This is a genomic window from Falsigemmobacter intermedius (assembly GCF_004054105.1).
In the GTDB taxonomy this organism is placed as follows: Bacteria; Pseudomonadota; Alphaproteobacteria; order Rhodobacterales; family Rhodobacteraceae; genus Wagnerdoeblera; species Wagnerdoeblera intermedia.
The window spans coordinates 73700-86674 of sequence record NZ_SBLC01000016.1 but is presented as its reverse complement, the minus strand read 5'-3'; the positions used below and the strand labels follow the sequence as shown (position 1 = coordinate 86674).

The following is a 12975-nucleotide window of genomic DNA, read 5'->3' as shown; positions in this document are numbered from 1 at the left end:
CGCCAATTTCACATGCCCGGAGCAAGCCGCCAGGGAATTTCCACAGCCTTCGCGACACGACCTTGCGCGGAGCGCTGACAGGGAACGCTCAGTCGATCTGGTTCGCGATATAGCGCGCGATCGGCAGGGCCGAGGTCGCTGCCGGTGAGGGCGCGTTCAAAACCGCCGTCAGCCCGCCGTGAGAGCGGATCAGGAAGTCATCGACCAGTTTGCCATCCGGCGTCACAGCCTGCGCCCGGTTGGCCGAGCGATAGACCTTCAGATCCGAGAGCCGGATGGAGGGCGCATATTTCTGCACGAGCTTCAGATAGCCGGGCTTATAAAGGCTGGCCCAGGCTTCATCGAGGGTGGCTTTGGGATGTTTGCGCAGCAGCCGCCACAGACCGGGATAGAAAAGCGCATCCCGCGCATCGCGCAGGTTCACGCTCAGATGACCGTATTTCTCGCGCGCGAGCGACAGGACAGCATTTGGCCCCACCGTGGTCGTGCCGTCGATCATCGGTGTCAGATGGACGCCAAGGAAGGGCAGGTTCGGGTCCGGAACCGGGTAGATCATGCGGTGAACGATGCTGTCCAGTGCACGGGGCAGCACGAAATATTCGCCGCGGAACGGCAGGATGCGCACGCCCGGATCGATCCCCAGCATCCGCGCCACCCGGTCTGAGGCCAGGCCCGAGCAGGCAATGATACGCCCGGCCTCAATCACCTCTGCGCCCACGGTGGCGCGGTAATGATCCCCGACGGCCTCAACCGCACTGACCTCTGCGTTAAAGCGGATCTCCCCCCCTGCCGCTTCGACCGCGCGAAGAAGTTGCCCGGTGACGCCTTTGTAATCCACGATGGCCGTTGAGGGGATATGCAGTGCCGCAACGCCGTTGATATTCGGCTCAAGCCGCGCGACGCTCTGACGGTCGTGGCGTTCTGCGATCACCCCGTTTTCGACGGCCCGGGTCTCAAGATTGCCAAGGCGGCTTTCTTCCAGTGCATTGGTGGCGACGATCAGCTTGCCGCGCGCGTCATAGCCGATGCCATGGGTCTGACAAAAGGCGCGGGTCTCCTCCAGCCCCTCGCGGCAAAAGCGGGCCTTCAGCGAGCCGGGGGTGTAATAGACCCCCGAATGCACCACCCCTGAGTTGCGGCCGGTCTGGTGGAAGGCATGGGTCGCCTCTTTTTCGGCAATGAGAATGCGGGCGCCGGGTTTGCGCCGAGTGATCTCGGCCCCAAGGGCTGCGCCGAGGATCCCTGCCCCGATGATCAGATAATCGTAAGTGGTGCTCATCGCTGTTGGTCTCCGCCCTTCATTCCGTGCATATCCTCCCAGATCCGCCGCGTCGGATGCATGTGATCCACCACGAGGCGCGCAAGCCGGTCCCGATCGCCGCGCTCAATCACATCGATCATTTCGCGGTGTTCAATCCGGGCCTGGCTTAACCAGCCTGCATGGGTGATCCCATGAGACCGGATCGCCGCTGAGCGGATGTTCAGCGCGTCGATCATCTCTTCGAGCAGGCTGTTGCGGCTCAGAGCCCAGATCGCGCGGTGAAAGCGGTCATTGAGCCGGTGGATCTGCAGCGCTGCCGCCCCGGCCTCTACCGCCGCTTCATAGTCACTCAGGATCTCTCTGAGGTGCAGCACATCTGCCGCCACCGCCGGAAGCGGCATGATCCGCACGGCCTCAAGGTGCAGAACGGCGCGCATGTGATAAAGCTCGTTGACCTCAATCGTGGTGAAGCGCCGCACCCGGGCGGAATGCCCGCGCTGTTTGGTGACCAGTCCGCTGCGGATCATCTGATCGAGTGCCGCGCGCACCACATGGCGCTTGGCGCCCGTCGTCTCAATCAGACCGTCCTCGGTCAGCTCATCGCCTGGCTTGAGTTCGCCAAAGATGATCCGGCTCTCAATGGCTTCCAGCACATCCGTGAGACCGGTGTCTTTGTCTTTCACCTTCGGGCTCATCGCGCGATCAGCTCCAGAGTGGTCAGTTCCTCCCAGACCCAGTTCGGGCCCTCGCGGGTCAGAACCGGGTGGTGGCCACAGACCACCACATCCGCCGTCTCCCGTATCCAGGCAAGCGTTTCCGCCGTTCGGCCCAGGGGGTCAAAAGCCTCGCCGCCCTGCCCGGTCACCAGTTCGCGGTAGGTCTTGCAGGCATCGCCCGCGACCACGATCTGCCGCCCCTGCGCATCCTGGAAATGCAAAAGCCCGATGCCCCCGGTATGGCCCGGCGCATGACGCCAGTGGAGCCCCGAAGCGATCTCGCCATCCTCCTGCAGAAAGCTGCAGTTCTGCTGTGCGAGCCAGGCATTGATCGGCTTTGAACCGAAGAGATCCGCCGCCGGCGGGTCCTGCCAATAGGCCCATTCGGCAGCGGGGATCAAAAACCGTGCTCCCTCAAAAAGCTCGGCATTGCCGATGTGGTCGAAATGCAGATGCGACAGGAACACCGTCCTGATCTCTGCCGGAGCGACGCCAGCGCGTTTCAGCCCTGCGAGCAGAAGGTGGCGCGTGGAATGATGGCCGGTATCAAAAAGGATCAGTCCGGCGTCGGGGTGGCGCAAAAGAACCACGGCAGAGAAGCCAAAGAAGCCGCCCCGAAAGCTCAGCGAGCTTCCGGGCAGGATGATCTCCATGTCTGTCGCTGTCATATCCGAACTGCCGCCAATATTATTGATAATAGTATCAATCTGAGAACGGCTTACAATGTCAATAAAAATTCGCCTCCGATGACGCTGATGGAGGCGAAGGGAATTTTCCTTGCCAGATCACTGTTGATTATCAATAATAACCTCAGGGACCTGTAACGGGAGGAAAATTAATGACCTGTGCATTCAGAACCACCGCCTTTGCCGCGGCTGCCGGTCTGTTCATGTCGGGCGCGGTCAGCGCGCAGACGACCTGGCAGATGCCGACGCCCTATCCGGAGGCGAACTTTCACACCCAGAACATCAAGCTCTTTGCAGAAGAGATCGACAAAGCCTCTAACGGTGCGCTGAAGATCGTCGTACATCCGGCAGGCTCGCTGATCAAACACGCTGAGATCAAAAACGCTGTGCGTTCGGGTCAGGTTGAGATCGGGGAATTCATCATCTCGAACCTTGCCAATGAAGATCCGCTCTTTGCGCTGGATGCCGTGCCCTTCCTGGCCGCGTCTTACGACGAAAGCGCCCGCCTTTATGCGGTCTCGAAAGAGGCGCTCGGGCAGAAGCTGGGCGAGCAGCGCATGACCGCCCTTTTCTCAGTGCCGTGGCCGGGTCAGGGTCTTTACACCGACCGCGAAATCAACACCGTTGAGGATATTCGCGGGCTGAAAATGCGCGCCTACAGCCCCCAGACTGAGCGTCTGGCCCAGCTTCTCGGGGCGGTGCCCACTCAGGTGGAAGTGCCGGATCTGGCGCAGGCCTTCTCGACCGGCCGCGTGAACGCCATGATCACCTCCAGCTCGACCGGGGTGAACAGCTCGGCCTGGGACTTCCTGACCCATTTCTACGACGTCTCGGCCTTCCTGCCGAAAAACGTGGTGGTTGTGAACCAGCGTGCTTTTGACGCCCTGTCACCTGAGCTGCAGCAGATCGTGAAAGACGCAGCCGCCGCTGCTGAAGAGCGTGGCTGGAAGATGTCGGCTGAAGATCACGCCGCGATGCGGAAGATCCTCGAAGAAAAGGGCATCAAGGTCTCTGACGGCAGCGAAGCGCTGAATGCCTCACTCAAAGAGATCGGTGTGACCATGGGCGCGGAATGGGCCAAAGAAGCCGGTGAAACGGGTGCTGCACTCGTGGCCGCCTTCAATGCCGCTCCGGCACAATAATCCGGCCTGCCGGTGCGGTCCTGCCGCACCGGCTTTCGCCGCACGAACGGAGGTCGCATGCGCAACGCATTGGATACCCTCTATAAAGCAGGCGCGGCCCTGGCGGCTCTCGCGCTGATTGCCATTGCCGCGATTGTTTTCACCCAAGTTGGTCTGAACCTGATCGACAGCATCTCGACCGCCCTTTTCGGGGTGCAGCTGACCCTTCTGATCCCCTCTTATGCGCTCTTTTCAGGCTATGCGCTTGGCTGGGCCACTTTTCTGTCGCTGGGTTATGGGTTTCGTCAGGCGGTCCATATCCGCGTGACCATTCTGGAAGGCCGTCTGCCGCTCGCCGCGCGGCGCGTCACGCTGACCCTGGTCTCGATCCTTGGAGCGGTGGCTGCGGGCTTCATGGCCTGGCACTTCGCCCATCTGACCTATGAAAGCTGGCTCTGGGGCGATAAGGCCAGCGGCCTTGTGAAACTGCCGCTCTGGATCCCGCAGCTCGGGATGAGCGCAGGTCTGATTATTTTCTTCATTTCCTGCCTCGATACCATGGTGGAAATGATTCGCTTTGGCCAGTCTGCCGCGCTGAAGCCGGATACAACCGTCGAGGACGCCGTCCAATGAGCGACACGCTTCTCTCTCTCATTCTGGTCGGCACGCTGATCGCCAGCCTCGCACTCGGGGTCTGGGTGTCGATGGCGCTCTTTATCACCGGCCTGATCGGCATGGTGCTTTTCTCCAATGCGCCGCTCGGATCGGTTCTGGCGACCAACCTCTGGACCAGCTCGTCTGAGTGGAGCCTCGCAGCGCTGCCGCTCTTCATCTGGATGGGGGAAATTCTGCTGCGCTCGCGGGTCTCGCGTGACCTTTTTGAGGGGCTTTCGCCCTGGCTGCGCTCACTGCCGGGGGGGCTGGCGCATACCGGGATCATGGCCTCGGGCATTTTTGCCGCCGTTTCCGGCTCTTCGGCCGCGACCTGTGCGACGGTGGCGAAAGTTGCGCTGCCGGAGCTGCAAAAACGCGGCTATGATGAAAAGCTGGTCTTAGGGGCCATCGCAGGCTCAGGCACGCTGGGCCTGATGATCCCGCCCTCGATTATCCTGATCGTCTATGGCGTGGCGGCGGAACAGTCGATTGCGCGGCTGTTCATGGCAGGCGTTCTGCCGGGGCTGCTGATCGTCGCCCTTTATATGGGCTATATCAGCCTCTGGTCGATGCTGAACCCGTCAAAGGTGCCTGCGAAAGACCCGGCCCTGCCCTTCATAACCAAACTGCGCCGCTCCGGCTCGCTGATCCCGATCACGCTGCTGATCGGGGGCGTCATCGGCTCGATTTATCTGGGCTGGGCCTCGCCGACGGATTCCGCAGCCGTGGGCGTGGTGCTGTCGCTGCTGCTGAGCTGGTGGTTCGGCGATCTGAGCTGGGCGAGCTTCAAAGACAGCGCGATTGCCGCCACCATGTCCTCGGCAATGATCGCCTTCATCATGGCGGGTGCGGCTTTCCTCACGCTTTCAATGGGCTACTCGGGTCTGCCCGCCCGGATCGCGGCCTGGATCGGTGGCATGGGGCTGAGCAACGGGACGCTGATCTTTGCGCTGGCCATCTTCTTCGTGGGGCTGGGCTGCTTCCTCGACGGGGTCTCGATTGTGGTGCTGACCACCGCCGTCCTGCTGCCGACGATCCTGCAGGCGGGCATTGATCCGATCTGGTTCGGGATCTTCCTCGTGATGGTGGTTGAGATGGGTCAGCTGACCCCGCCGGTCGGTCTGAACCTCTTTGTGCTTCAGGGCATGACGGGGCGGGATCTGTGGTGGCTGTCCAAAGCGGCGCTGCCCTTCTTCCTGCTGCTGATCCTTGCGCTGATCCTGATCACCGTGATGCCGCAGATCGTCTCGGTTCTGCCCTCGCTGATGTATGATCTTTAAGCCGGGGCGCTGATCTGAGACAGGGCACCGCATCCGGGGATGCGGTGCCTTTTCCTCTGGCACTCATCTCCCGGATGTCTCCTCAACCTCAGCCTTTTGACGGCAGAAAGGCCTTTCGCAGGTTGTGCTGGGCGGCCTGAAGATCGAAGGCAGGCTTCGGCTCTGCCCTCCCTCGCAGGGCCTCGGGAAGCTTCAATGCGGCCCTGGCGTCCGGCGCAGCCCCGGCAATCAGCCGCACAAAGGGGCTGGCAGCGGGCAGGGTCAGAGGTTTTTCACGAAACATGGGAAGATGCGGATTGAGGGATATCAGAGGCCTCCCTATACCTTTCCTCAGCCCTGCAACAGCACCGGTTTCGCCGCGCAGGCATGCCCGTTCTGCCCAGACATACGGAAGTGATCCTCTCATGGCCGCCACCTTTATCGCTGACAGCAAACGCCTGCTTCGTGACCTGGACGCCCTTCGGGAGATCGGCCGGGTCAGCACGGGCGTCGTGCGTCCGGCCTTCTCTGAGGCTGATATTGACGCGCGGGCCTGGCTGGTGCATCGCATGGAAGAGGCGGGGCTTGAGGTCTCTGTCGATGCCCTGGGCAATGTGTTCGGCCTGCCGCCGGGCAATGCGCCCGCGCTTCTGGTCGGCTCGCACAGCGATACGCAGCCGGAAGGGGGCTGGCTCGACGGGGCTTACGGCGTCATTGCCGGGCTTGAGCTTGCGAGGGCCAGCCTGGAACAGGGCGGCCCGCCGATCGCCTGCGTCTCGTTTCAGGATGAAGAGGGGCGCTTTGGCAATCTGATCGGTTCGCGCTACTGGACCGGCGCGCTGAGCCTAGAAGAAGCAGACCTTGGCTGTGACGACGATGGTCTCAGCCTCGCGCAGGCACGGGTCAGCCGCGACCGCCTGCCCGCCCCGCGCGCGGTCTCGCCTGAGCGGTTTCACGGCTTTCTGGAGCTGCATATCGAACAGGGCGGCCTGCTCGATCTTGCCGGTGAGCAGATCGGCGTGGTCGGGGCCATCGTCGGCATCCGGACTGAGCGGATGCGCTTCACCGGAGAGCAGAACCACGCGGGAACGACGCTGATGCATCTGCGCCGCGATGCCTTTCAGGGTCTTGTCACCCTGGCCACCCGCCTCAATGAGCGGCTGGCGGAGGAGGCCACCCCGGCGACGGTCTGGACCATCGGGCGGGTCGATCTGCAGCCCAATGCCAATTCCGTGGTGCCAGGCCGGGCTGATTTCACCCTGCAGTGGCGCGATGGTGAGGAGGCCCGCCTCGATCAGATGCGCGACATCATCTATGCGACCGCCGAAGAAGTCGCGGCAGAAAAAAAACTGACATGGGAGCGCTTTGGCTGCGACAGCCTGCCCCCCACCCTCAGCGATCCCGGCCTCGTGGCGGCGCTGTCACAGGCGGCCGGAGAGCTTGCGCCGGGGAAATGGCGGGTGATGACCTCGGGCGCTTTGCATGATGCGGCCAATCTGTCAGAGCGGATGCCCATGGCAATGCTCTTTGTGCCCTCCATCGCGGGGATCAGCCACAGCTTTGCCGAAGACACCGCCCGCGCCGATCTTGAGCTTGGCCTCCATGTGGCGGCAGAGGCCATCTGCCGATATTGCCGGACGCAGGGCTGAAGGGCCCTTCGCGTTGCACGTGTTTCGCAGCGCGGCCATGCCTGAGGGGTAAGCCTGCGCCGCGGATGCAGGGGCCGCGGCGGGAAGCCCCGCCGCCGCCGCCCGGCAATCAGGCAACAGCCGCGTCAGGCTGCGCCCGCCCCGCCCCCAAGCAGCACCGCGCAGAAATCTGCCTCAATTTTCAACGCGGTATCGATCGGGAGAAGCGTCCCTTCATAGACCGCAGAGAGGATGGCGCGCGGCGCGGGGTTGTCCCCGGACGCCGCTTTCAGCCGTGAGGTCCCGTTCTGAAACTCCCGCGTTGCAAAGGGGGCCAGCGGCCCCGTGCCGCCCGGGATGCGAAAGCCCTTCACGTCCCAGGGCTGCTGCGCTGCGGGGGCGCTCAGACACCAGGCGGCGGCCCTGGCCATCAGATCCTCCGGCGTCCCGGCCAGTTCATGCACCAGGCCCGCCGCCAGCGCGTCTTCAGGCGCAAGAAGCTGCCCCTCCAGCAAAAGCGGCAGGGCTTTGGGAATGGAGATCAGTCGCGGCAGTCGCTGCGTACCGCCCAGAGCAGGCATCAGCCCCGAGCGCACCTGCGAAAGGCCAAACAGACTGTCGGGATCGTTCAGCGCGATCCGGCGGTGGCAGGCCAGCGCCAGTTCAAACCCGGCCCCGGTCGCAGAACCGCAGATCGCCGCAACAACCGGCCTGCCGCAGGTCTCAAGACGGCGCAGCACCGCGCCGGCCGCGCGCAGCTGATCCGATCTCCCGACCGCCGTGCCCTGCAGGGAAAACCGGGCACGGATCTCTGCGGCCTCCATCTCCGGCCCGGCATCTTTGAGGAGAAGGATCACGCCGGTCAGGTCCTCCTCCTGCGCCACGCGCGTCACCGCGGCGTCAAGCTCCCTGAGAAAGGCCTTCGAAAAGATCCCGTCTGCCGCCCCGCCGAAGTCAAAGCGCAGCAGGGCCAGGCCCGCGTCGTCGCGGATAAAAGTGATCATCGTCATGCTCAGACCCGCTCAATAATCATGGCTGAGGCCATTCCGGCCGCCGCGCAAAGGGTGATGAGGGCGGTGTTCAGATCCCGCCGCTCCAGTTCATCCAGAACGGTGCCAAGGATCATCGCCCCCGTGGCCCCCAAAGGATGGCCAAGCGCGATGGAGCCGCCCGCAACATTCACCCTTGCGGGGTCGAGCTCCATCTCGCGCATATAGCGCAGCACCACAGAGGCGAAGGCCTCATTGACTTCAAAAAGATCAATATCTTCAATGCGCATCCCCGTCCGGGCGAGAAGTTTGCGCGTCACGGGCCCCGGTCCGGTCAGCATGATCGCAGGCTCCGATCCGATGGAGGCGGCCCCCCGGATCCGCGCGCGCGGTTTCAGCCCGGATGCCGCGCCAAAGGCGGCATTGCCCACCAGAACGGCCGCAGAGCCATCCACGATCCCTGAGGAATTGCCGCCGGTGTGCACATGCTCAATCCGGGCCACCTCAGGGTATTTCTGCAGCATCACCGCATCCAGACCCTCTGCCGCGCCCATGGCGGCAAAGGCAGGTTTCAGGCGCGCCAGATCAGCCATGCCGGTGCCGGGGCGCAGATATTCGTCTCTGGCCAGCACCACGCGGCCCACCAGATCGCGGACCGGCTCAACAGAGCGGTCAAACCAGCCTGCCCCTTGAGCATGGGCCGCGCGTCTCTGGCTTTCCACCGCGAAGGCATCAGCGTCTTCACGGGTGAAACCTTCCATCGTGGCAATCAGATCCGCGCCGATGCCCTGGGGGATATACCAGGTCTCCCAATTGGTGTTCGGATCTGAGTAACAGGCCCCGCCGTCTGAGAAGATCGGCACGCGGCTCATCATCTCGGTGCCGCCTGCGACGATGGCATCGCTTTCTCCGGCCTTCACCCGCGCCGCAGCAAGGTTCACCGCCTCAAGCCCTGAGGCGCAAAAGCGGTTCAGTTGAAAGCCTGCCACCGTTTCGGCATAGCCTGCCTGAAGGGCCGCGACCCGCGGCAGGTTGCAGCCCTGCTCTCCGACCGGGGAGACCACGCCCCAGACCAGATCATCGATCAAAGCCGTGTCGAGCCCGTTGCGCCGCTCCAGGGCCTGAAGCATCTGCACGGTCAGACGGACTGGTGTGATTTCGTGCAGGCTGCCATCGGGGCGGCCCTTGCCGCGCGGGCTGCGCAGATGGTCAAAGATGAAGGCATCGCTCATGGCTGATCCTGGCAGGGCATGGGAAGGGGGAAGCCCCCCGCCGGACAAAGACCGGCCGGAGGCTCAGGCGGCGCGGCATTCAGCCGTAGAACCGCCCGTTGTCGCGGGCTTTTTCGCGCAAAAGCGCGGGCGGTGCGGCGGCAGCTCCTGCGGGACCGGCGCAAAGAGCCTCTGCCCGCGCCAGCAGCGCCTTCGCGCCGATCCAGTCGGCATAGCGCAGCGCCCCCCCGGCATAGGCGGGAAAGCCGATCCCCAGCAAAAGCGCCTGATCCAGTTCTGCCGCGCTGCCGACGACCCCTTCTTCAAGGGCGCAGATGGCCTCAAGCAGCGTGGGCAGCATCAGCCGCTCAGTGATCTCCGCCTCTGAGAGGGTTTTCACCACCCCGCCGGTGAGGCCTTCGACAAGCCGGTCCGCCTGCGGATCCTCTGCGCGGGTCAGACGCCCGTCGCTGCCCCGGCTCCAGGCGTAGAAACCGGCGCCGGATTTCTGACCAAGGCGCCCTGCCCGGGCCATGGCCGCGATGACATCGGGGTAATCCGCCGCCATCCGCTCAGGATAACCCGCGCTGATCACCTCGATCACATGGGCTCCGGTGTCCATGCCAACGACGTCTTCCAGCAGCGCCGGGCCCATGGGCCAGCCCCAGGCCTCCATGGCGCGGTCAATGGCGCGGAAGTCCACGCCCTCAGCGACCAGACGGGTGAAAGCATTGATATAGGCCGTCAGAATGCGGTTCACGAGGAAGCCGGGGCAATCTGAGACCACCACCGGGGTCTTTTTCAGATCAAGCCCGCAGCGCACCGCAAGGGCCAGCGCCTCAGGCCGGGTCGCCTTTACGCGCACCACCTCAAGAAGCGGCATGACCGGGACGGGATTAAAGAAATGCATCCCCACCAGACGCCCCGGATCGGCCAGCGCGGCGGCAATATCGCCGACCCGCAGTGAGGAGGTATTGGTCGCGATCACCGCATCCGCCCGCAGCAGTGGCTCAAGGGCGGCCAGCACCTGGCGCTTCACCTCCAGCTTTTCGACCACCGCTTCAATGACGAGATCGGCCTGATCTGCGCCATTGTCGTCGGTCTGAGTGCGGATGCGGGCAAGGCAGGCTTGCGCTTTTTCTTCGCTCAGACGGCCCCGGGCAACCTCGCGTGCGGCCAGGCGCCGGGCTTCTTCCATGGCTTTTTGAAGGGCGGCCTCTGAGATGTCTTTGACGCGCACCTCCATGCCCGCGCGGGCGGCCGTCCAGGCAATGCCGCCGCCCATGATCCCGGCCCCGAGCACATAGAGCGAGGAGACGCGCGGCGCATCCCCCGCAGCTTTCTGCGCGGCCTTTTTGACCTGACGCTCTGCAAAGAACGTGCCGGTCAGCGCATTGGCGGCCTGGCTGCGCGCCAGGGCTGCAAAACGCGCCGTTTCGATCTGAAGTGCCTCATCGCGGCTGAGGCGGCTGGTGTTTTCCATCATCTCAGCCGCACAGACCGCCGCCGGCTGATGCGGGGGAGAGGCTTTGCGCGTCGCGGCGATCAGCCTGTCGAAGTCAACGGCCTCAGCCCCCGCCACCGGGCCGCGCAGCAGCCGGCGGCGTTCGGCCAGACCGGCAGGATCCCCGGCCAGCCGCAGCGCCAGCGCGCCTGCCCGGGCCTCCAGTTCTTCTGCCGGGACCAGCTCATCGGCCAGCCCGATGGCCAGCGCCTTTGCCCCCGGCACCGGCGCGCCCGAGGCGATCATCTTCATCGCCTCCTCGACACCGGTCAGACGCGGCAGACGCACCGTGCCGCCAAGGCCCGGAAAAAGGCCGAGCTTCACTTCCGGCACCCCGAGAAGCGCCTTCTCTGACACCACCCGCGCATCGGCGCAAAGTGCCAGTTCCAGCCCGCCGCCGAGCGCCATGCCCCCGATGGCCACCACCACCGGCACCCGCAGATCGGCCAGCGCCGAAAAGCCGCTCTGAAGCGGGGCATTGGTGGCGATGATCCCCGCCTCATCCTGGGCAAAGAGGCTGCCAAATTCCGAAATATCGGCCCCGACAACGAAGTCGGGCTTGCCCGAGGTCATCAGCAGCGCGCGGATTTCGCTGCGCGCGATGACCTCTGCGACCAGTGCGGCGAGGTCGCGGTGCAAAGCCGCGCCCAGGGTATTGAAGGGCGCGCCTTCCTGGGTGATGCGAAAGATGGCCAGGCCGTCCGCCGCCAGAGAAAGGGTGGTCTGAGCCCCCTGCCAGATCGTCGTGCTCATGCGTCCTCCAAGGGGTCAGGTGAGCCGGCGGGCGTCAAGGCCCATCCCGCGGCTGATGATTTCTTTCATGATTTCAGAGGTCCCGCCGTAGATCGGCGCGATCCGGGCATCGCGGAACATGCGCGAGATGCGGTATTCCTCCATATAGCCCGCCCCGCCGTGCAGTTGCAGACAGGCCGAGATGACCCGCTGCTCCAGCTCGCTGGCCTGAAGTTTCGCCTCAGCGGCGACTTCCGCACTCAACCGGCGGTCGTTATGGGCCATGACACAGGCATCGACAAAGGCCTGAGCCACATCCAGATCGACCCGCAACCGCGCCATGACAAAGCGGCTTTCCTGAAAACTGCCGATCGGCTGACCGAAGGCCTGACGGCTGGTGATATAGTCCATCGTCAGATCAAAAGCCGTCTGCGCATGGGTGAGCGATCCGATGGCCACATGCAGCCGCTCATTGGCGAGGTGTCGGGCCAGATTGACAAAGCCCTCAGCCGGATCGCCCAGCACATGGCTTTTGGGCACTTTCACCCGGTCAAAGAACAGCTCTGCCGTGTCCTGGGCATCGAGCCCCAGCTTGCGCAGCTTCTGCCCCCGCGAAAAACCCTCCATCCCGCGCTCTACCATGAAGAGCCCGAGGGTTCTACGCCCGCCGATGTCGGTCCGTGCCGCCACGACGACCGCGTCTGCCAGGATGCCGTTGGAAATATAGGTTTTCTGACCGGAGATCTCCCAGTGATCGCCGCAGTCCACGGCGCGGGTTTTCAGATTGGCCAGATCTGAACCGGCATTGGGTTCGGTCATGGCCACGGCCAGGATGCATTCGCCGGAGATCGCTCTGGGCATCAGCCGCGTCTTCAGCTCCTCGGAGCCGAGATTGCCTAAATAGGGCCCGACCACCTGGCTGTGAAGGTTCTGGTAAAACCCCGGATCGCTGTGGCGGATGACTTCCTCCTGCAGGACCTGGTCATAGCGCTGATCGGTCAGGCCAAGCCCGCCGTAGTCCTCAGGCGCCCACATCAGCAGATAGCCCTGGGCACCCGCGCTCAGATAGGCGTCGCGGCTGACGGCCCCGGCGCTGCGCCAGGCCTCTACGTGCGGGGTCAGTTCCGCCATGGCCCAGCGGCGCACGGAGTCGCGGAAGGCCTCATGGTCGGGGGTCAGATGGCGGCGTTTCAAAAGAGACATCCTCTCTCCCC

12 protein-coding genes are annotated in these 12975 nt (G+C 64.0%); 4 read left to right on the top strand and 8 right to left on the bottom strand.

The genetic code is table 11. From position 1 onward, the window contains the following. Nucleotides 1-88: 88 nt before the first annotated feature. The 3 genes from lhgO to EP867_RS12315 are packed head-to-tail and all read right to left on the bottom strand — an operon-like array spanning nucleotide 89 to nucleotide 2645. A complete protein-coding gene (gene lhgO, locus EP867_RS12325) occupies nucleotides 89-1279 on the bottom strand; it encodes an L-2-hydroxyglutarate oxidase (RefSeq protein WP_128489643.1) in 1191 nt (396 codons plus the stop codon). After that, nucleotides 1276-1956, bottom strand: coding sequence for a GntR family transcriptional regulator (locus EP867_RS12320; RefSeq protein WP_128489641.1), 681 nt, complete (start codon nucleotides 1954-1956; stop codon nucleotides 1276-1278). The genes lhgO and EP867_RS12320 overlap by 4 nt, the downstream gene beginning before the upstream one ends. Then, nucleotides 1953-2645, bottom strand: coding sequence for an MBL fold metallo-hydrolase (locus EP867_RS12315; protein WP_128489638.1), 693 nt, complete (start codon nucleotides 2643-2645; stop codon nucleotides 1953-1955). The genes EP867_RS12320 and EP867_RS12315 overlap by 4 nt, the downstream gene beginning before the upstream one ends. A gap of 170 nt (nucleotides 2646-2815) precedes the next feature. On the opposite strand from EP867_RS12315, the gene EP867_RS12310 reads away from it, so the two are divergent. The 3 genes from EP867_RS12310 to EP867_RS12300 are packed head-to-tail and all read left to right on the top strand — an operon-like array spanning nucleotide 2816 to nucleotide 5718. Then, nucleotides 2816-3805: a TRAP transporter substrate-binding protein gene (locus EP867_RS12310; RefSeq protein WP_128489636.1), complete on the top strand. Its 990-nt coding sequence runs from the start codon at nucleotides 2816-2818 to the stop codon at nucleotides 3803-3805. Nucleotides 3806-3862: 57 nt separating this feature from the next. After that, entirely contained in the window at nucleotides 3863-4417 is a 555-nt protein-coding gene (locus tag EP867_RS12305) for a TRAP transporter small permease (RefSeq protein WP_128489634.1), read from the top strand. Further along, a complete protein-coding gene (locus tag EP867_RS12300; protein WP_128489632.1) occupies nucleotides 4414-5718 on the top strand; it encodes a TRAP transporter large permease in 1305 nt (434 codons plus the stop codon). The genes EP867_RS12305 and EP867_RS12300 overlap by 4 nt, the downstream gene beginning before the upstream one ends. An 88-nt stretch (nucleotides 5719-5806) precedes the next feature. Here EP867_RS12300 and EP867_RS12295 read toward each other — a convergent pair whose 3' ends face one another. Then, on the bottom strand, nucleotides 5807-6001 hold the full coding sequence (locus EP867_RS12295) for a hypothetical protein (RefSeq protein ID WP_128489630.1): 195 nt from the start codon (nucleotides 5999-6001) through the stop codon (nucleotides 5807-5809). Between the two features lie 121 nt (nucleotides 6002-6122). Between EP867_RS12295 and EP867_RS12290 the strand changes: the two genes are divergently transcribed. Beyond that, entirely contained in the window at nucleotides 6123-7346 is a 1224-nt protein-coding gene (locus tag EP867_RS12290; protein WP_128489628.1) for a hydantoinase/carbamoylase family amidase, read from the top strand. A gap of 125 nt (nucleotides 7347-7471) precedes the next feature. On the opposite strand, the gene EP867_RS12285 is transcribed toward EP867_RS12290, so the two are convergent. The 4 genes from EP867_RS12285 to EP867_RS12270 all read right to left on the bottom strand — a co-directional run bounded on the left by EP867_RS12285 (nucleotide 7472) and on the right by EP867_RS12270 (nucleotide 12964). Then, complete coding sequence (locus EP867_RS12285) at nucleotides 7472-8335, bottom strand: enoyl-CoA hydratase/isomerase family protein (protein ID WP_128489626.1); 864 nt, start codon at nucleotides 8333-8335, stop codon at nucleotides 7472-7474. A gap of 2 nt (nucleotides 8336-8337) precedes the next feature. Further along, complete coding sequence (locus EP867_RS12280) at nucleotides 8338-9546, bottom strand: acetyl-CoA C-acetyltransferase (RefSeq protein ID WP_128489624.1); 1209 nt, start codon at nucleotides 9544-9546, stop codon at nucleotides 8338-8340. 79 nt (nucleotides 9547-9625) lie between these two features. Next, entirely contained in the window at nucleotides 9626-11782 is a 2157-nt protein-coding gene (locus EP867_RS12275) for a 3-hydroxyacyl-CoA dehydrogenase NAD-binding domain-containing protein (protein ID WP_128489622.1), read from the bottom strand. A gap of 15 nt (nucleotides 11783-11797) precedes the next feature. After that, nucleotides 11798-12964 carry an acyl-CoA dehydrogenase family protein gene (locus tag EP867_RS12270; protein WP_128489620.1) on the bottom strand — a complete coding sequence of 389 codons (1167 nt, stop codon included), beginning with the start codon at nucleotides 12962-12964 and terminating at the stop codon, nucleotides 11798-11800. Between the last annotated feature and the right edge of the window lie 11 nt (nucleotides 12965-12975).

Bases quoted from the DNA above. Each gene is read 5' to 3' on its own strand.
- lhgO (WP_128489643.1), bottom strand. From the start codon at position 1,279: ATGAGCACCACTTACGATTATCTGATCATCGGGGCAGGGATCCTCGGC.
- EP867_RS12320 (WP_128489641.1), bottom strand. From the start codon at position 1,956: ATGAGCCCGAAGGTGAAAGACAAAGACACCGGTCTCACGGATGTGCTG.
- EP867_RS12315 (WP_128489638.1), bottom strand. From the start codon at position 2,645: ATGACAGCGACAGACATGGAGATCATCCTGCCCGGAAGCTCGCTGAGC.
- EP867_RS12310 (WP_128489636.1), top strand. From the start codon at position 2,816: ATGACCTGTGCATTCAGAACCACCGCCTTTGCCGCGGCTGCCGGTCTG.
- EP867_RS12305 (WP_128489634.1), top strand. From the start codon at position 3,863: ATGCGCAACGCATTGGATACCCTCTATAAAGCAGGCGCGGCCCTGGCG.
- EP867_RS12300 (WP_128489632.1), top strand. From the start codon at position 4,414: ATGAGCGACACGCTTCTCTCTCTCATTCTGGTCGGCACGCTGATCGCC.
- EP867_RS12295 (WP_128489630.1), bottom strand. From the start codon at position 6,001: ATGTTTCGTGAAAAACCTCTGACCCTGCCCGCTGCCAGCCCCTTTGTG.
- EP867_RS12290 (WP_128489628.1), top strand. From the start codon at position 6,123: ATGGCCGCCACCTTTATCGCTGACAGCAAACGCCTGCTTCGTGACCTG.
- EP867_RS12285 (WP_128489626.1), bottom strand. From the start codon at position 8,335: ATGACGATGATCACTTTTATCCGCGACGACGCGGGCCTGGCCCTGCTG.
- EP867_RS12280 (WP_128489624.1), bottom strand. From the start codon at position 9,546: ATGAGCGATGCCTTCATCTTTGACCATCTGCGCAGCCCGCGCGGCAAG.
- EP867_RS12275 (WP_128489622.1), bottom strand. From the start codon at position 11,782: ATGAGCACGACGATCTGGCAGGGGGCTCAGACCACCCTTTCTCTGGCG.
- EP867_RS12270 (WP_128489620.1), bottom strand. From the start codon at position 12,964: ATGTCTCTTTTGAAACGCCGCCATCTGACCCCCGACCATGAGGCCTTC.